General features: G+C 70.7%; 9 protein-coding genes. 3 read left to right on the forward strand and 6 right to left on the reverse strand.

Going from position 1 to position 19,255, the window contains the following annotated elements:
- Position 1 precedes the first annotated feature (1 nt).
- From KGD87_RS11260 to KGD87_RS11280, 5 genes are all read right to left on the reverse strand, one after another.
- Positions 2-2,974 (reverse strand): carboxypeptidase regulatory-like domain-containing protein, encoded by a 2,973-nt coding sequence (locus tag KGD87_RS11260; RefSeq protein WP_284667459.1) that lies wholly within the window; start codon positions 2,972-2,974, stop codon positions 2-4.
- A 73-nt stretch (positions 2,975-3,047) separates the two neighbouring features.
- Positions 3,048-3,449: a hypothetical protein gene (locus KGD87_RS11265; protein ID WP_284667460.1), complete on the reverse strand. Its 402-nt coding sequence runs from the start codon at positions 3,447-3,449 to the stop codon at positions 3,048-3,050.
- A gap of 107 nt (positions 3,450-3,556) precedes the next feature.
- Complete coding sequence (locus KGD87_RS11270) at positions 3,557-4,840, reverse strand: Stp1/IreP family PP2C-type Ser/Thr phosphatase (RefSeq protein WP_163777883.1); 1,284 nt, start codon at positions 4,838-4,840, stop codon at positions 3,557-3,559.
- 61 nt (positions 4,841-4,901) lie between these two features.
- Positions 4,902-5,414: an FHA domain-containing protein gene (locus KGD87_RS11275; protein WP_284667461.1), complete on the reverse strand. Its 513-nt coding sequence runs from the start codon at positions 5,412-5,414 to the stop codon at positions 4,902-4,904.
- Positions 5,415-5,460: 46 nt separating this feature from the next.
- Positions 5,461-6,066 carry a hypothetical protein gene (locus tag KGD87_RS11280; RefSeq protein WP_284667462.1) on the reverse strand — a complete coding sequence of 202 codons (606 nt, stop codon included), beginning with the start codon at positions 6,064-6,066 and terminating at the stop codon, positions 5,461-5,463.
- A 145-nt stretch (positions 6,067-6,211) separates the two neighbouring features.
- On the opposite strand from KGD87_RS11280, the gene KGD87_RS11285 reads away from it, so the two are divergent.
- Positions 6,212-6,415: a hypothetical protein gene (locus tag KGD87_RS11285; RefSeq protein WP_163777841.1), complete on the forward strand. Its 204-nt coding sequence runs from the start codon at positions 6,212-6,214 to the stop codon at positions 6,413-6,415.
- A 13-nt stretch (positions 6,416-6,428) separates the two neighbouring features.
- Here KGD87_RS11285 and KGD87_RS11290 read toward each other — a convergent pair whose 3' ends face one another.
- A complete protein-coding gene (locus KGD87_RS11290) occupies positions 6,429-7,373 on the reverse strand; it encodes an arginine deiminase family protein (RefSeq protein WP_284667463.1) in 945 nt (314 codons plus the stop codon).
- Positions 7,374-7,569: 196 nt separating this feature from the next.
- Here KGD87_RS11290 and KGD87_RS11295 point away from each other — a divergent pair, with 196 nt between their 5' ends.
- Together KGD87_RS11295 and KGD87_RS11300 are read left to right on the forward strand one after the other, a co-directional pair.
- On the forward strand, positions 7,570-15,795 hold the full coding sequence (locus KGD87_RS11295) for an amino acid adenylation domain-containing protein (RefSeq protein WP_502888018.1): 8,226 nt from the start codon (positions 7,570-7,572) through the stop codon (positions 15,793-15,795).
- Entirely contained in the window at positions 15,792-19,232 is a 3,441-nt protein-coding gene (locus tag KGD87_RS11300) for a non-ribosomal peptide synthetase (protein WP_284667466.1), read from the forward strand. Before KGD87_RS11295 ends, KGD87_RS11300 begins: the two co-directional genes overlap by 4 nt.
- The last annotated feature ends 23 nt before the right edge of the window (positions 19,233-19,255 follow it).

Raw genomic sequence — 19,255 nt, forward strand, 5'->3', positions numbered from 1 at the left:
CTCAGTGCCCCATCATCACCACGTCACCACTCGAAGGGACATCCACCACGCGGACCTCGGGTCCGCCCGGGGTCTCCACGTGGAAATTGCCCCACACCAGGGTGTACCGCCCGGGGCGCAGGCCGCTCAGGCGGACCTGCTCCGACCGGGGCTGGTACACGAGCTGCGCCCAGCGCGAGCGCATGAGCGCCATCGCCGGGGGATTGCCCACCGCCCCCAGCTCTCCCGCGACGACCCACAGCGCCCGGCCCCGCTCCGGCTTCACCTGGACGGACAAGGACGTGGTGCCCGGCCCCGGTCCCAGGTCCAGCGACATCTCCGAGCCGCCGACCTGCACCACCAGCGCCGGCTCGCCGGAGAACTCCCGGTTCGCCCCCAGCGCGAAGCGGTAGTTGCCCGGGGAGACCTCCACGCTGTAGCCACCATCCGGTCCGGTGACGATGGTGAGCGGCTCGCTGCGGTCGGCGTTGACGGCCTCGACCTCGAAGCCCGCCGCGGGGCTCCCGTCCTGGCGGTACACCCGGCCGCTCAACCGCGTGGCCTGCCGCAGCTTGAGCTCCACCGGGCCCCGTGCGCCCCGCTCCAACGACTGGGTGGCGCTCAGCCGCCCCTTGCGCGCCGTGAGCGAGTAACGCGTCACATAGGGCGGGCTGGCCACCGTGAAGGTGCCGTCCGTCCCGGAGAGCACGGAGTCGTCACAGACGTCGCACGACACCACGGCATCCGGCACGGGCCCCCCGCCCTCGTCGACCACGCGGCCCGAGACCCCTGGCAGCTTCTCCAGCACCAGGTCTCCCAGGTCGGGCGAGGCCGGACGGTCCACCATCTGCGGCTCGTAGCCCGCCGCGTCCACTGACGCGATGACGCGGTCGCCCGCCGTGGGCAACGGCAGCTCGAAGCGACCATCCGGTGCATTCACGTCGTGCTCGTCCACGCGAAAGCGCCGCACTGGCTCGCCGTCGTCGCCCATGACACGCCCGCGAAAGACGTCGCGCTTCTTGAGCACCACTCGCACCGGCGGGCCACCGGCCTTGCCCTCGGCGCGCTCGACCTGGTCATAGCCGGGGTGCCTCACCTCCAAGCGGTAGCCCCGGTCCGGCCGCAGCGCACGGAACTCGAAACGGCCGCTCGCGTCGGACTGCACGGGCTCCGCGCCTCGGGGCACCACCACCAACGTGGCGCCCGCCACCGACGCGTTCTGCCCGTCCACCACCTCACCACTGAGCGGCGCGCCGGGCCGCAGCTCCGCCTCCAGCTTCAGCGTCTGCCCATCCGTCAGCGTCACGTCCCGGCGCTCCGACGGCTGATAGTCGGGGTGGGACGCCATCATCGAATACGTGCCCGCGGGCATCCCGCGCATCGGGACCATGCCATCCGAACCGGACGGCCGGTCACTCCGGAAGATGCCCTGCTGCTCCACCCACAGCACCACGTCCGCGCCTTCCACGCGGCGGCCCTCGGCGGAGACCGTCACCTCCAACGACGCGCGGGGCTCCAGCGCCAGTTGCACGTCGGTGGCCGGCGCCGTCACCTTGAGCTGGCCGCCGCCCCACTCCGAGTGGTGCGCATGCAGCTCGTACAGCCCCGGCGTGGGCACCTGCGCGATGAAGCGCCCCTCCGCGTCCGCCAGCGTCGACGCGCCCGTGGGCTGCACCAACACGGACACCCCTGGCGCGGGCCGGCCGTAGACATCCAGCACCTGCCCGCTGATGACGGTGGCGCGCTCCATCTCCAGCTCGAGCGCCGTCTCCTGGGGCGTCACCTTCGCGGGCAGCTGCGCATCACGGAAGCCCTCGGCCTGCCCGGTCAGCACGTAGTTGCCCACGGCCAGCGGGCCCAGCGTCACCAACGCGCCGGTGCCACCGCGCTCCCGCCAGACGACCTCCCCCGTCGGCATGCGCAGCAGCAGCTCAGGCTGAGGCACGGGCTGGCCCGCCTCGTCCACCACCGTGACGAGCAGACTCCCCGCTTCCTCCAGCGCCAGCGTCACCTGGGTGACGCGCGCGTCCAGCGTCAAGATTCGGGGCACGGACGCCAGGCCCTTGGCCTCCGCGGTCACCACCAGCTCGTCCGGATACAAGCCGGTGAAGCGCACCGGAGCGCCATCCGTGCGCAGCTCCCGCGACAGGTGGTCCGCGCGCAGCCGCACCCGCGCGGCCGCGGGGGAACCGTTCCGGGTGACGCGGACCTCCAGGGTACGCTCGGGCAAGAGCTTCAGGCGCACGGGCTGTGGCCCCGCCTCCACCTGGGACTCCACCGTGGGCAGGTACCCCTCCGCCGTGGCCAGCACATAGAACGGCCCTTCGCCCAGGCCCGTCAGGGTGAAGCGGCCATCCGCGCCGCTCGTGGACTCGAAGGGCAGCGGCGCCCGCCGCGACGTTCCGTGCACGTGTGCCCCCGCCAAGGGCCGGCCCGCTTCGTCCACCACCTGCCCCACCAGCGTGCGCAGCGGAGGCAGGTACAGCTCCACCGGGTCTCCTGGCGCGGCCCGCTCGCGAAGCGCGACGCCCAGCCCTGGCGCGCGGGCCCACACGGAGAAGGACACGCCAGCCAGTTGCTCGAAGCGGAAGCGCCCTTCCGCGTCCGTGTGGACCGTGGCTCTCGGCGTCAGGAAGCCCTGCTGCTGCTCGAAGAACGCCCGCGTGTGCAGCGCCGTCTCACGCGCCGGGCAGGACAGGAGCGCCTGGCCACACGCCTCACAATGAACGCCCAGGAGCGTCCGCTCCGCGCTGGCGGCCAGGAACACCTCCGCGCCCGCGACGGGACGACCCGAGGCGTCCAGCACCCGTCCCGTGAGCGCCAGCCCCTCGCCCGCGGAGGAGGACACATCCACGGCGGCGAACTCTGGCAGGGCCTTGCCCGTGGCGGTGTGCGTGTCGCGAGCGGCGGGCGCCGTCTCAGTCCCGGGCCACAGCCACACCACCCCTGCCGCGAGCAGGGCCACCACCACGCCTATGACAATCCAGTTGCGCATGCGCGGACGGCGCGGACCTTGGCCCGGGGCCGGGCGCGGAACGGCCGATTCCCCCTGGAAATTCCGGACGCGTCTACAGCTTGTCTTCGAGGTCATCCAGGCGCTTCTCGACTCGCTCGAAGCGCTCGTGGGTCGAATCCGCCATGGAGACCAGCAGCCGGGCCATGCGGGCCGCCTGGGTCTCCATCCGGTTCAGGCGTCCCGACATGGCACGCATCCCCGTGGTCATGTCCTCCATGGTCGACATCATCGTCTCCATGTTGCCCATCATGGAGTCCATGTTCGCCTGCATGGCCACCATGTTCGCCTGCATGGCCACCATGTTCGACCGCATGGTCCCCATGTTCGACCGCAGGGTCCCCATGCTCATCAAGAGGCCTTCGACGTCCCCCTGCGTCGCCCTCAGCTCCTGGCGCAGCTCAGCCACCTCACCCAGGAACTTCACCACCACGTCGCCGCCCACCGCTCTCGCCATGCGTCGCCCTCCGACAACGGAACGGCGCGAACGTACCTGGGGCGTCTGACGTATATCGGACAGCGAACGAAGCTGCTTCGGTCGACGGGGAGCCATGGCGGTGGAGTCTACTCCTCTGCGAACGGCGCAATCGCCTGGGCCACGGCCAGCTCCTGCCGCGCCTCGCTGAGCTCCGAGTTGGTGGCGCGAAGCCGGTCGCTGAGCACCTGGACGAAGCTCCAGAGCATCTTCACCGCCAGGATGGACTCGCGCTTCATCAGCCCCATCAGGTCCGGCCGCGAGATGACCATGGTGCGCGTGGGCTCGGTCGCCCGCACCGTCGCTGAGCGCGGCGCGTTGTCGATGAGTCCCATCTCTCCGAAGTGGCCCCCCGCGCGCAGCTCGGCGATCTCCACGCCGTTCTTCTCGATGGCCACCCGGCCCCGGATGACGACGAAGAGCTCCTCGCCCGGCTGCCCCTCCACCACGATTTCACGGCCCGCGGGATACGTGCGCGTGGTGGCGATGGACAGCACCGCCGTCTGCTCCTTGTAGGTGAGGTGACGGAAGAGCGGAATCTTGCGCAGCGCCTCCATGCGCGACTGCGCCTCGCTCGACTCCTCGTTGACGGTGGCGCCTTCACCCGCGACCTTCACCACCACCGCGGTGATGTTGTCCTTGCCACCGCGCTCGTTGGCGACGTCGATGAAGCGCTTGGGCAGGTCCGCGGGCGCGATGCCGGAGATGAGCGGAAGGACCTCCTCGTCCTCGACATAGCCGTGCAGGCCGTCCGAGCAGAGGATGAACATGTCCCCAGGCACCAGGTCCACGATGAGCGTGTCGACCTGGACGGACTCCTGGATGCCCACCGCGCGGGTAATCACGTTGCGGTACTGCGAGGTGGCGGCCTGGTCCTTCGTAATCGTGCCGGCCTTGAGCTGCGCGGCGACCAGCGTGTGGTCCTCCGTCAGCCGGTGACACTGGCCATGCCGCACCAGGTAGACACGGCTGTCACCCACGTGGCCGATGACGCCCTTGTTGCCCCCCACCGCGAGGCACACGAACGTCGTGCCCATGCCGCGCTTGGTCGCATCCGACATCGCCGTCCGGTAGATGTCCGCGCACGCGCGCTGGACGGCCACCTCGACGAGCGCCGCCGCCGCGGAGCGACTGTCCGGCGTCGGGTTGTTGCCCAGGTCCTTCAACAAGTGGCGGTTGGCGGAGATGTGCTGCTTGACGACCTCCGTGGCGCGGTTGCTCGCGACCTCGCCGGCCGCGTGACCGCCCATGCCGTCGGCCACCACATAGAGACCGAGTGGAGCATCCACCAACATCGCGTCTTCGTTGTGCTGCCGCTTGCGGCCGACGTCGGTCAGTCCAAAAGCTTCTGTGGTCAAGGCCACCGCGAACACTCCCGTGTGTGACAGAGGGCGACTCCGCACGTTACGCAGGCCCACGAAGACGTGGCAAGGCTCAGGGAGCCATCCTCACGGTCAGCATCCGCACAAAACCGCTGGCCGTGTAGAATGCGACCTCCACCTGGCCGAAGCGCAGCCGGGCCCCATCCGCCACCGGAACGGCTCGCCGGGGCACCAGCCGGACGCCCCCCGCCCAGGAGCCATTCCTGGACCCGGCATCCGTCAGCAGGAAGCCCGCAGGGCCTTCCTCCCGGCTGAACCAGGCGTGGAACCGGGACACGCTCCCGTCGTCCAGGACCACGTCGTTGTTGCCCGTCCGCCCCACGGTCATCCCCCGCCCGAAGGCGTTCGTCCGTGTCTTCACGACGGGAAACACCAACGGCCCGCTGGCCCCCAGCGAAGGGGCCCCCGCGTTCGTCACCGTCTTCAGACGGTACTCCTCCGCGTCCCCGCCGCAGCCTTCCTCCGCCACCGGAGTGAAGACGAGCAGCGCGGCGGGCAGGTTCCGCTCGAAGACTTCTCGGTTGCGGAGGTATCGCGAGACATGGGCGCTGAGCGGCTCGGGCATACGTGGCGTGTGGACAGGGGCTCCCGAGCCACACTCTACGCAAAGCCTAGCGCCAATCCACGAACAACCCGACCATCGGGCCACCCACGAAGAAACGGCCAAGGCTGCGGCGCTTGTAGCCAAAGGGCTCGGCATAACCCACAGCGAGCCCGCCGCCGACGGCCCCGAACTGGTAACCCAGGTGGATGCGGCCCTCGATGAGGCCCGCGACGCGCCGGTCGTTCTCCAGCCCACCGTCGAAGTCCGCGCCATAGAAGACGGGACCGCCGGTGACCTGGAAGCCCCAGTGCACCTGGCCGGGCAGGTGGTTCCGGTAGCCCACGCCCACCTGCGGGCTGTGCTGGTAGAAGGAGCGCACCGCGTTCTGCGGCCTGCCCTCTTCGGCCTCCGGAAACGCGAGCCCCCACGACAGGCTGCCCTCCAGCAGCAGGGCGAAGGCGTCCTTGCGGTCCTGGTAGAAGGTGAACTGCCACTGCACCTTCGTCTGGGAGGCCGCCAGTCCGTCCTGGGCGCTGACCCCCAGGAGCACGCCGCGAGGCGCCCAGGCGGGCGTCGGAGAGCGGTGCTCCCGAGGCCGCCGCGTCTCCTGCGCGCCCGCGGAAGAGGCCAGACCCAGAACACCTACCAGCACAACGGGAAGCTTGCGGAGCATGGGAGCCACTTCCCGCCATGACGCGGCCCGCTTGTCAACGGACTGTTCGTTTGGTTATGACACGCCTTGTTACCTTCGGATGGGCCCAGGCCGGGGAAGTCCTCCCGGAACCGCTCGCCGTGGGGCACAAGGAGCGGGACCCCGCATGCCAGTCGTGACAGTCCGGGCCGGAAACAAACAGCGCCCGGGTAGGTTCGACGTACTCGTCCGCAAGACCACGGAGAAGGTCTCCGACTTGCTGGAGGAGAGTGACCGGGTGCTCGTGGTCTACGAGCAGGGCTGCGCGAGCCTCTACTACGAGCAAGAAGGCGACATGACCCACCCGCCCGGGGTGAACCGCCCTTCCTGAGCGCGGTCCTTCGCTACACCGCGCGCCGGCGCAGGGGCATCGTGAGGCAGCGGACGCTGCCGTTGCCTCGCTCCAGCGCCTCGATGTCGACGCTCGCCACCTCGATGCCGGCCTCCTTCGCCAGTGGACGAAGGCCCACCGAGGCGCTCTCCGAGGCGAGAATCAGGTTGGGCCCCACGTAGATGAAGTTCGACATGAAGCCGCTCTCCCCTTTCGGTTCGAAGGGGATGACGCGGCGGCCCCGCTGGGTGAAGTAGCCGTCGAAGGGCTCCCAGTGCGGCGCCACGCCCTGCGTGAAGACCTGGATGGGCGTGTGGCGAAGGAAGGCGCGCGCCACCACCGCATGGGGCCCCAGCACGTTGAAGGCCAGGTCCAGGTGGATGATGCCCAGGCGCTCCGGGATGCGGACGACGGCGGCCTCGCGGAAGCCCGAACGCCACGCCAGTTCCAGGAAGGGCTGAAGCGCCCGCGCGTCGCTGCGCAGCCCCACGTTGACCAGCAGGCGCTCCGCGTCGAGCACGAAGACGTCCCCGAACTCGATGCGCGCGGACGTCGCGGCGTCGTCGCTCGACAGCTCCGGCTGGAGCTGTGACAGCGCGCGGTGCGCCACGTCGAACTCCGCCAGCCGCACGGGGAAGGCCGCCGTGCCCGTCACCAGCTGACGCCCGAGCACCGCCGCCGTGTCGCGGACGAACACCCGGTTCACCGTGGTGTCGCTCACCGCGCGCTCGCGCTCCGGGAGCAGCTCCCACAGGTCAATCGTCTGGCAACCCAGGCGCGTCAGCGTGTCCCGCAGCCGGCCAAAGGCGTCCTCCGCCTCACCGCGCGTGACGGGCCGCGTGAAGCCGACCGCCGCCGCCTCCTCCGCGCTGGTGACGTCCAACGCCGCGGGCCGGAACACCGCCACGCAATCCAGCTGGCCTGATTCGGACCAGCACTCGAACTCGCTGAACGCCATCTGCAAGCACCTGTCGTCACAGCGGTGAGTCAGCCCGGACACCTGCCGCTGAGCCCCCACTTGGAAAGCGCCAACCCCCCTGCTTGAGCGCTGGCACCAGAAATTTACCTCAAAATTCCGTCAAGACTAGTCGGATCCAGAACGATTTCATAATAATCACGATCTGCAGGATTACACCTCAGGTCCGTGAGTTTCGATGAAACCATCTTCTGGTGTCTCACAGACCCCTGCGGATTCCCCTCTGGCCTCCAGTGTGTCCGGAGGCCGCACGCGCGATGAAATCGCGGCGTGGCTTCGGGCCTACGTGGCCGAGTCCGCCGAGCTCGCGCCCGAAGCGGTCGACCCCCAGGAGCCCTTCGTTCGTTACGGGCTGACGTCGAAGGACGCGGTGTTCTTGTCGGGTGAGCTGGCGGACTGGCTGGGCCGCGACGTCTCGCCCACCATCCTGTGGGAGCACCCCACCATCGACGCGCTCAGCCAGGCGCTCGGACGTGGCACCGCGCCCGTGACGGACGCGCCCGCGACGCCCGTCACCGAGGCCGCGCGGGACGAAGCCATCGCGGTGGTGGCGCTGGGGTGCCGCTTCCCGGGAGCCCCGACGCCAGAGGCCTTCTGGGCGCTGCTCCAGCGTGGCGGAGATGCCATCACCGAAGTCCCCGCGGACCGTTGGGACGCGGCGAGCCTCTACTCGTCGGACCCGTCGACGCCCGCGACGATGAACACGCGATGGGGCGGCTTCCTCGAAGACGTCGGCGCGTTCGACCCGCTCTTCTTCGGCATCTCACCTCGCGAAGCCGTGCGGATGGATCCGCAGCAGCGCCTGCTCCTGGAAGTCGCGTGGGAGGCGCTGGAGCGCGCGGGACAGGCACCTCAAGGACTCCAGGGCAGCCGCACGGGCGTCTTCGTGGGCATCAGCACCAGCGACTACGCGCAGCGGCAGTTCGGCGACCGCTCCTTGCTGGATGCCTATGCGGGCACTGGCAACGCGCACAGCATCGCGGCCAACCGGCTGTCCTACGTCTTGGGCCTGCGGGGTCCGAGCATGGCCGTGGACACCGCGTGCTCGTCGTCGCTCGTCGCGGTGCACCTGGCCTGTCAGAGCCTCCGCGGCCGCGAGTGCGACCTGGCGATGGCCGGCGGCGTCAACCTCATCCTGTCGCCCGAGCTCACCATCGCCTTCTCGCAGGCGGGGATGATGGCGGCGGATGGGCGCTGCAAGACGTTCGACGCATCGGCCGACGGCTACGTGCGCTCCGAGGGCTGCGGCATCGTCGTCCTCCAGCGCCTGTCGGATGCGCTGGCCTCGGGCGCGCCCATCCTGGCCGTCATTCGCGGCTCGGCCGTGAATCATGACGGGCTCAGCAACGGCCTCACCGCCCCCAGCGGCGCCGCGCAGCAGGACGTCATCCAGCAGGCCCTCCGTCAGGCCCGCCTGTCTCCAGCGCAGCTTGGCTACATCGAAGCCCACGGCACGGGAACGCCGCTGGGCGACCCGATTGAGCTGGCGGCGCTGAGCGCCGTGCTCTCACCGGGGAGGACGGTCGAGCAGCGCTGCTTCATCGGCTCGGCGAAGAGCAACATCGGCCACCTGGAGGCGGCGGCCGGCATCGCGGGGTTGATGAAGACGGTGCTGGCCCTGAGCCACGGCGAGGTTCCGCCGCAGGTCCACCTGCGCGAGCTCAACCCGCACATCGCCCTGGATGCGACCCGGTTATCGATTCCCACGCGCCCGGAGCCGTGGCCCCAAGCGCCCGGCGCGCGCGTCGCGGGGGTCAGCGCCTTCGGCTTCGGTGGCACCAACGCCCACGTCATCCTGAGCGAGCCCCCGCCGCGCCCCGCGGAGGCACCTCGCGTCCCCGAGCGCGGCAGCCAGGTCCTGACGCTGTCCGCCCGGAGCGATGCGGCCCTGCGGAACCTGGCCCGGCGGTATCAGGAGCACCTCTCCCGGCCGGACGCCCCCGCGCTGGCGGATGTCTGCTTCACCGCGAACACCGGCCGCAATGCGTGGCCGCATCGGCTCGCGCTCACCGCGAGCTCACCCGTGGAGCTGGCGTCGCGGCTCGAAGCCTTCGCCCAGGGGCACGCCGTCCCCGGGCTGCATCAGGGCGAGGTGCAGCGTGGCGCCGCGCCGCGAATCGTCTTCCTGTATCCCGGCCAGGGCACCCAGCACCCCGGCATGGGACGGCAACTGTTCGACAGCGCGCCCGTCTTCCGGGAAGCCCTGGAGCGCTGCGACGCGCTGCTCCGCCCGCATCTGGAGGTCCCGCTGCTGTCGGTGCTGTTTCCGACGACGGACGCCACCGCGCAGCTCATCCACCAGACGCGCTACACCCAGCCGGCGCTGTTCGCGCTGGGCCATGCCCTGACGGAGCTGTGGCGTTCGTGGGGCGTGGTGCCAGACGCCGTCATGGGCCACAGCGTGGGCGAATTCACGGCCGCGCACACGGCGGGCGCGCTCGGGCTGGAGGAAGCACTGGCGCTGCTGGCCACGCGCAGCCGGCTCATCCAGGCCCTGCCCCAGAACGGCGCCATGGCGGCCGTCCTGACGGATGAGCCCACGGTGCGCATGGCACTGGAGGGCGAGCCCCTGGTGGACGTCGCCGCCATCAACGGGCCACGGCACGTCGTCATCTCCGGTGAGCGCGAAGCAGTCCACCGCATCACCACGGCGCTCCAGGCTCAAGGCATCGAGTCGCGGCCGCTCACCGTCTCCCATGCGTTCCACTCGCCACTGCTGGAGCCGATGCTGGATGGCTTCGAGCAGGTGGCCCGCATCCTGCCCGCCCACGCGCCGCGCCTCCCGCTCATCTCGAACCTCACGGGCGAGCGCATGTCCCAGGCCCCCGACGCCGCCTACTGGCGACAGCACGCGCGCGCGCCCGTCCAGTTCTTCAAGAGCGTCCAGGCGCTGACGCAGGCGGGCCCCGCGTTGTTCATCGAGCTGGGCTCGCACGACACGCTGCTCGGCATGGCGAAGCGCTGCGTGCCCGAGAGCGCGAGCCTGTGGCTGCCCAGCCTGCGGCGTCAGCAGGATGCCTGGGAGACGCTGCTTGGCAGCCTCGGCGCGCTGCACACGCGCGGCGTCACCATCCCATGGAGCGCCGTCGACGCGGACCACCCGCGCCGTCGTGTCCCGCTGCCCACCTACCCCTTCGAGCGTCAGAGGTACTTGCTGGACTCCACGCTCCCCTCTCCTGCCCACACCCCGACGATGATGCCCCAGACCTCCGCCGCAGCGCCCGTCGTGTCACGCAAGGAGCGCATCCTCACGGAGCTACGCGCGGTCGTCGCCTTGCTGCTCCAGGCGCCTGCCGAGAAGCTCGACCCGCGCATGTCCTTCCTGGAGATGGGCGCCGACTCCCTCGTGTTGCTGGACGCCATCCGCAACGTGGAGAAGCGCTTCGGCGTGAAGCTGGCCATCCGTCAGCTCTTCGAGGAGCTGACGACGCTGGACGCCCTGGCGAGCCACCTCGACCAGACGCTGCCCGCGAGCTTCGCCCCGAGCCCCGCGCCAGCGGCGACGAGCGTCCCCGCGCCGCTCCCCGTGAGCGCGCCGGCCGCCACCGCGAACACGCTCGCCGCACCTCCGGGAAGCGCCGTCGAGCAGCTCATCCAGCAGCAGTTGCAGCTCATGGCGCAGCAGCTCGCGCTCCTGGGCGGACGTCCCGCCGCGCCGCTGCCGCTCCCCGTCACGACGCAGGAAGCCCCTGCCCCCAAGGCGGCGCTCGCGAACACCGCGAAGGCTGGAGGCGCGTCACCCTTTGGCGCGGGGCCGAAGTCCGGCGCGCCCGAGCGCGAGCTCCCCGCGGCGCAGCAGCGCCACCTGGACGCGTTCATCACGAAGTACACCGCGCGCACGAAGCGCTCGAAGGAAGCCGCCGTCCGCTACCGCGCGAAGTGGAGCGATGTCCGCTGGCTGATGAACTTCCGCGCCGAGCTGAAGGAGGTCTGCTACCCCATCGTCAGCGTGCGCTCGAAGGGCTCGCGCGTCTGGGACGCGGACGGCAACGAGTACATCGACTTCTCCATGGGCTTCGGGGTGCACCTGTTCGGTCACAACCCGCCCTTCATCATGGAGGCGCTGCGACAGCGGCTGGCGGAAGGCATGGAGCTGGGCCCCCAGTCGGACCTGGGCGGACAGGCCGCGGAGCTGCTCTGCGAGCTGACCGGGATGAAGCGCGTCACCTTCTGCAACTCCGGCACGGAGGCGGTGATGACGGCGCTCCGGCTGGCGCGCGCCGCGACGGGCCGCACCAGAATCGTGATGTTCACCGGCTCCTACCACGGCCACTCCGACGGCACGCTGGTGGTGGGGCGCATGGTCAACGGCGAGCCCCAGTCGCTGCCCATGGCCGCGGGCGTGTCTCCCAAGGTCGTCGAGGACGTCCTCGTGCTGCCCTACGGAGAAGACCGCACGCTGGAGCTCATCCGCGAGCACCTCCACGAGCTGGCGGGCGTCCTCGTGGAGCCGGTGCAGAGCCGCCGTCCCAATCTCCAGCCACGGGCCTTCCTCCAGGCGCTGCGAGCGATGACGCGTGAAGCAGGCGTGCCCCTCATCTTCGACGAAATCATCACCGGCTTCCGGCTCCATCCGGGTGGCGCCCAGGCCTGGTACGGCATCGAGGCGGACCTGGCCACCTACGGCAAGGTGCTCGGTGGCGGCATGGCCATTGGCGCCGTCGCGGACCGGGGTGGCTTCGTGGACCGCATCGACGGGGGCGACTGGAGCTACGGCGACGCGTCCTACCCCGCCGTCGAGACGACCTTCTCCGCGGGCACGTTCTGCAAGCACCCGCTGACCATGGCGACCACGGTGGCCACGCTGAGCCACCTCAAGGCCCAGGGGCCCGAGCTCCAGGAGGACCTGAGCCGCCGCGCCGCGGACCTGGTCGCGCGCCTCAATGACGTCTTCCAGCGCGAGCAGGCGCCCATCGAGGCGATCCACGGCGGCTCGGTGCTGCGCTTCTCCGCCGCGGGCAACACCAGCTACCTGTACCAGTCGCTGGAGATGGACCTGTTCTTCTGCCACCTCATCCAGCGCGGCATCTACATCTGGGAGGGGCGCACGTGCATGCTCTCCACCGCGCACTCGGACGAGGACCTCGACACCATCGTCCGCGCCGTCACCGAGACGGTGAGCGACATGCGCGCGGGCGGATTCTGGCCCCGCGCCACGCCGCCCGAGCCCACCCGCGTGGAAGCGCGCACGCTGCCGATGACGGAGGCGCAGCGGCAGTTGTGGGTGCTCGCCCAGATGAACCCCGGCGGCTCCATCTCCTACAACCTGTCGATGAGCCTGCGGCTCGAAGGCGTGCTCCAGCGCGAGCTGCTCCAGCGCGCCATCCAGCACGTCGTCGACCGGCATGAGGCCCTGCGCATCTACGTCCACGAGTCCGGCGAGCAGCAGACCGCCGCCGCTTCGCTGGCGCTGCCCCTGACGTCGCACGACCTCTCCACCCTGCCCGCGCCAGAGCAGGCCGAGCGCCTCTCCGCCTGGTACGAGCAGGAGAGCAACACGCCGTTCGACCTGCACCGCGGGGCGCCCTTCCGCGTGAGTCTCTTGAAGCTGGCCGCGCAGGAGCACGTCTTCGTCCTCACCGCGCACCACGTCGCCGTCGACGGCTGGTCGCTGGGGGTCATCGTCCGCGAGCTCGCCGCGCGCTACACCGAGCTCCGGGGCGGCAAGAACACCCCGCCTCCGCCCGCGATGCAGTGGGGCGAGTACGTGCAGTGGCTCCAGCAGCAGGCCGGAACCCGGGAGCAGGCGGCCCACGAGCGCTTCTGGCTGAGCCGGCGCGTGGAGACGCTGCCCGCGCTGGAGCTGCCCATCGACCATGGCCGCCCCGCGCACCGCAGCTACCGGGGTGCCCGGGAGACGCTGCGGCTGGACCGCGCCACCACCCAGTCCCTGAAGGAGGCGGCGGCGCAGCAGCAGTCCACGCTCTTCATGCTGCTGCTCTCCGTCTACACCACCTTCCTCCACCGCCTGACGGGCCAGGATGACGTGCTGGTGGGCATCCCCACCGCGGGCCGGGGGATGGAGGGCAGCGAGGGACTGGTGGGCTACTGCTCGCACCTGCTGCCCATCGCCAGCCACGTCCAGGGCGAGCAGACGTTCTCCGAACACGTCCAGGGCCTCAAGCAGGTGCTCTGGGAGGCGTATGAGCACCAGGACTATCCCTTCGCCCTGCTCATCAAGCGCCTGGGACTGCCGCGCAGCACCAGCCACACGCCGCTCGTCAGCGTCACGTTCAATCTGGAGCGCCCGCTGGGGAACCTCCAGATGGACGGCCTGCGGACGCACTTCGTCCCGCAGCCCGTTCGCTACGCCGCCTTCGACCTGAGCCTGAACGTCATCGACGCCGAGGACGGGCTCGTCCTGGACTTCGACTACAACACCGACCTGTTCGAAGCGGCGACGCTGGCCCGCTGGGCCCAGGCCTTCCGCACGCTGCTAACGGGCGCGCTCAAGCAGCCGGAAGCGCGCGTGGCCGACCTGCCGATGCTCACCCCCGCCGAGCGCCGCAAGGTCCTGGTGGCGTGGAACCAGAATCAGGTGGGCTACCGGGAGGACCTGCTCACTCACCAGTTCATCGAACAGCAGGCCGCCGCGAGGCCCGGCGTGCACGCGGTGGAGCTGGACGGCCAGAGCATCACCTACGCCGACTTCAACCGACGCGCGAACCAGCTCGCGCACCACCTGCGTGGACTGGGCGTCGGGCCGGGCATGCGGGTGGGCGCCTTCATCGACCGCTCGCCGGAGATGTTGGTGACGTTGCTGGCCATCCTCAAGGCCGGTGGCGCCTACGTACCGCTGGACCCCGCGCACCCCGTGGAGCGGCTGCGCTTCCTGCTGGATGACGCGCGCGCGGCCGTGCTGGTGACGAAGCAGGCCCTCGCGGAGCGGCTGCCCACGCACACCGCGAAGGTCGTCCACCTGGACACTGACGCCGTCACGCTGGCGTCCTGTCCCACGGAGAACCCGCCCAACACCGCGACGGCCACGTCCCCCGCCTACGTCATCTACACGTCCGGCTCCACGGGTGAGCCCAAGGGCGTCGTCATCAGCCACGGACAGATGGCGGTGCACTTCCAGGACATGCAGCTCCACTTCGAGCTGACCGAGCGCGACCGCGTGTTGCAGTTCGCCTCGTTCAACTTCGACGCGTCCCTGGAGCAGATCCTCCCGACGCTCATGACGGGCGCCACGCTGGTCCTGCGCGGCAACCAGGTCTGGACGCCCGAGGAGCTGGCCCGCCGCGTCGTCGAGCAGCGGCTGTCGGTGATGAACTTCCCCACGGCGTACTGGCAGCAGCTCACGCAGAGCTGGGCCGAATCGCCGCCGACCCTCGGCGCCCATGACTTGCGGCTGGTCATCATCGGCGGTGACACCGTGCTGCCCAAGGTGCTGGAGCTGTGGCAGCAGGGCCCGCTGGGCAACGTGCGCACGCTCAATGCCTACGGCCCCACCGAGACGCTCATCACCGCGGCGACGTTCGCCATCCCCAAGGGCTGGAGCGCCACGCGCGTTCCCATTGGCCGGCCGCTGTCGAACCGCCCCTGCTACGTGTTGGACGGGCACGGCGCGCCCGTGCCCATCGGCGTGGCGGGAGAGCTGCACATCGGCGGGCCGCTGGTCGCGGCGGGCTACCTCAACCGCCCGGAGCTCACCGCGCAGCGCTTCGTGCCGGACCCGTTCAGCGACGACCCGGCGGCGCGCCTCTATCGGACGGGAGACCTGGTCCGCTACCGCCCCGACGGCGCGCTCGAGTTCCTGGGACGCACCGACCACCAGGTGAAGGTGCGCGGCTTCCGCATCGAGCTGGGAGAAATCGAGTCCGCGCTGAGCGCGCATGAGCACGTCCAGGAGGTGGTCGTCACGGTCCGCGAGGAGCCGGGCGCGCTGGCCGGACATGACAAGCGGCTGGTGGCCTACGTGGTGCCCTCCGCGCAGGGCAGCGTGACGCCCGTCGCGCTCCGCCAGTTCCTGCTGGAGAAGCTGCCGGACTACATGGTCCCCGCCTTCTTCGTGCTCCTGGAGGCCCTGCCGCTCACGGCCAGCGGGAAGCTGGACCGCAAGGCGTTGCCCGCGCCCGACCCGGAGGCCAGCGCGCCCACGCGCCCCTTCGTCGCGCCGCGCACCCCCACCGAGCAGACGCTGGCGGACGTGTGGATGAAGGCCCTGCGCCTGCCGCGCGTGGGCGTCCACGACGACTTCTTCGAGCTGGGCGGTGACTCGCTGCTGGCCACGCAGGTGGCCTCACGGCTGAGGGACGCGCTCAAGGTGGAGCTGCCGCTGGAGCGGCTCTTCAAGCAGACGACCATCGCCGGGCTCGCGGAGCACGTGGACACCGTCCTGTGGGCGTCGCGCGCGGTAGAAGACACCAGCAACGGCGCAAGCCGTGAAGAGGGGGAGCTGTGAACACGATTGATGGACTGTTGACCCGGCTGCGACAGCACGACGTGCGGCTGTGGATGGAAGGCGAGCGCCTGCGCTTCAACGCCCCACCGGGCGTGATGACGCCCGACCTGCTCGGGGAGATGAAGTCCCGCAAGGAGGAGCTGGTCTCCTTCCTCCAGCAGGTGGGCCAGTCGCTCCAGGGCGCCGCGGACCTCATCCCCGCCGGCCCTCGCGATGGAGCGCTGCCGCTGTCGTCCGGCCAGCAGCGCATGTGGTTCCTGGAGCAGTTCCAGGGGCCCAGCGGCGCATACAACATGCCCGCCGCGCTGCGGCTCGAAGGCGCCCTGGACGTCGCCGCGCTCCAGCGGAGCCTGGACGAAATCGTCCGCCGTCACGAGGTGCTGCGCACGAGTTATGGCCAGCACCAGGGTCAGCCCTTCCAGCGCGTCCTGCCGCCCGCGTCCATGACGATGCCCCAGGTGGACCTCCAGCACCTCCCCGCCGACGCGCGTCAGGCCGAGGTCCGGCGGCGCGCGACGGAGGAGGCCAGCCGGCCCTTCGACCTGTCGAAAGACCTGCCCCTGCGGATGTCCCTGCTGCGGCTGGAGCCACGCGAGCACGTGCTGCTGCTCACGCTCCACCACGTCGCCTGCGACGGCTGGTCCCTGGGCGTCCTCATCCGCGAGTTGGCGGCGCTCTACCGCGCGTTCAGCACGGGCGAACCCTCTCCGCTACCCGAGCCGGCCCTCCAGTACGGTGACTTCGCGCGCTGGCAGCAGGAGCGCGCCACCCGGGGTGACCTCCAGCCGCACCTCTCCTGGTGGCGCGACCACCTGGCCGGCGCCCCCGCGCTGCTGGAGCTGCCCACCGACCGGCCGCGCCCCGCGAACCAGCGCTTCCACGGCGCGACCCACCGCTTCACCGTGCCGCCGGAGCTGACGGCCCGGCTCAAGCAGCGCAGCCGCGAGGCGGAGGCCACGCTGTTCATGACGCTGCTGTCCGCGTTCGGAGTGCTCCTGTCCCGCAGCAGCCGGCAGGAGGACCTCGTCATCGGCACGCCCATCGCCAACCGGGTGCCCCAGACGGAGCCCCTCATCGGCCTCTTCGTCAACTCGCTGCCCCTGCGGCTCCAGGTGGACGGCGCGCGGCCGTTCTACGAGCTGCTGACCCGCGTGCGCCAGGACACGCTGAGCGCCTACGCGCACCAGACGCTGCCCTTCGAGCAGCTCGTCGAAGCGCTCCAGCCCGCGCGAGACCCGAGCTACTCCCCGCTGTTCCAGGTGCTGTTCACGCTCCAGAATACGCCGTCCGAGGTCCTCTCGCTGTCCGGCCTCACGCTGGAGCAGCTGGAGTTCGAGAGCGGCACCACGCAGTTCGACCTCTCCCTGTCGATGGCGGAGACGGCGCGCGGACTGGTCAGCGAGCTGAACTACAACACCGACCTGTTCGACGCGGCCACCGTCGAGCGGATGTCCGGGCACCTCCTCACGCTGCTCGCGGCCATCGCTGAGGACCCCACCCGGTCCGTGCGTGAGATTCCCCTGCTGACCGGGCCCGAGCGCCTGCGCCTGCTGCGGGAGTGGAACGACACCGCGCGCGACCTGCCCCTGCCCGGCAGCCTCCACGGCCTCTTCGAACAGCAGGCCGCTCGCCGCCCGGACGCCACCGCCGTGCGCTTCGAGTCGCGCGCCCTGACGTACCGGGAGCTGGATGAACAGGCGAACCGGCTGGCGAACCACCTGCGCCAGCTCGGCGTGGAGCCGGGGCACCGCGTGGGCATCTTCCTGGAGCGCTCGGTGGAACTGCTCGTGGGGCTGCTCGGCATCCTGAAGGCGGGCGCGGCGTATGTGCCGTTGGACCCGCTGTATCCGCCGGACCGGCTGGCGCACATCCTGGATGACAGCGGCGTTTCACTGCTGCTGACCGAGCCGGAGCTGGCCGCGCAGGTCCCCGCCTATCTCGGCAAGCGCATGGTGATGGCCGAGGCCTCCGGAGCATCCACGACGTCGCCCCAGGTGACGCTCGCGGGCACGAACCTGGCCTACGTGCTCTATACGTCCGGCTCCACGGGCCGTCCCAAGGGCGTGGCCGTGCCGCACGCCGCGGTCGTCAACTTCATGGCGTCCATGCAGCGGGCGCCTGGGATGACCGAACAGGACACGCTGTTCGCCGTGACGACGGTGGCCTTCGACATCTCCGTGCTGGAGCTGTTCCTGCCCCTGAGCGTGGGCGCCAGCGTCGTCATCGCCAGCCGCGAGACGGCCCTGGATGGCACCCGGCTGATGCGGGCGCTGGCGGAGAGCGGGGCCACGGTGATGCAGGCCACGCCGTCCACGTGGCGGATGCTGCTGACGCTGGGCTGGAAGGGTAGCCCCACGCTGAAGCTCCTCTGCGGCGGAGAGGCGATTCCTTCCGAGCTCGTCGAGCCGCTGTGCTCGCGTGGCGCGTCCCTGTGGAACATGTACGGCCCCACGGAGACGACCATCTGGTCCACCACCACGCGCCTGGAGCCGGGACGCCGCATCACCCTGGGCCGCCCCATTGGCAACACGCAGGTGTACGTGCTGGACGCGGCCCTGCACCCGGTGCCCCTGGGCGTGACGGGCGCGCTGTACATCGGCGGACACGGCGTGGCGCAGGGCTACCTCCACCGTCCGGACCTGACGGCGGAGCGCTTCGTGCCAGACCCCTTCGGCCAGGTGCCGGGCGGACGGCTCTACGACACGGGCGACCTGGTGCGCGCGCTGCCGGACGGCACGCTGGAGTACCTGGGCCGCGGCGATGGACAGGTGAAGCTGCGCGGCTTCCGCATCGAGCTGGGGGAGATTGAAGCCCGGCTGGCGCAAGTGCCGGGCGTCCTGGAGGCCGCCGTCAAGCTGTGGGACGTGTCGGGCCACGCGGAGCTGGTCGCCTACGTGCGCTCCGGCGCCGAGGCCGCGGCCGAAGCCTTGTCGGTTCGCCAGCACCTGGCCGCCCACCTGCCGGCGTACATGCTACCGAGCCACTTCGTCACGCTGGAGTCCTTCCCCCGGACGGCCAACGGCAAGCTGGACCGCAAGTCGCTCCCCGCGCCGTCGGCGAACCCGCGCGCCTCGGCGGCCTACGAGGCGCCGCGCACGCCCACGGAGGTCCAGCTCGCGGCCATCTGGCGCGACGTCCTGGCGGTGGAGCAGGTCGGCGCGCGCGACAACTTCTTCGACCTGGGGGGCCAGTCGATGAAGGCCGTCCAGGTGGTGGCGCGCATCCAGGAGTCCTGGAAGGTGGACGTGTCCCTCCGCGTCCTCTTCGAGCACCCCACGCTCGACGCCCTGGCGAAGCACCTGGAGACGCTCCAGCAGCCCGGTGCGCCCGCCGCGCCTCCGCCGCTGGTGGCTCGGCCACGACAGGCCCGCCGCGTCCAGGCCGCGACGCGCGCCGAGCTGAACCTCCCTGACTCGACTTCCTCGAAGAAGGAGTAGCGCCCGGGTCCACGCCACGACTG

Origin of the sequence: Myxococcus sp. SDU36, assembly GCF_030168875.1 — a bacterium.
GTDB classification, from domain to species: Bacteria; Myxococcota; Myxococcia; order Myxococcales; family Myxococcaceae; genus Myxococcus; species Myxococcus vastator.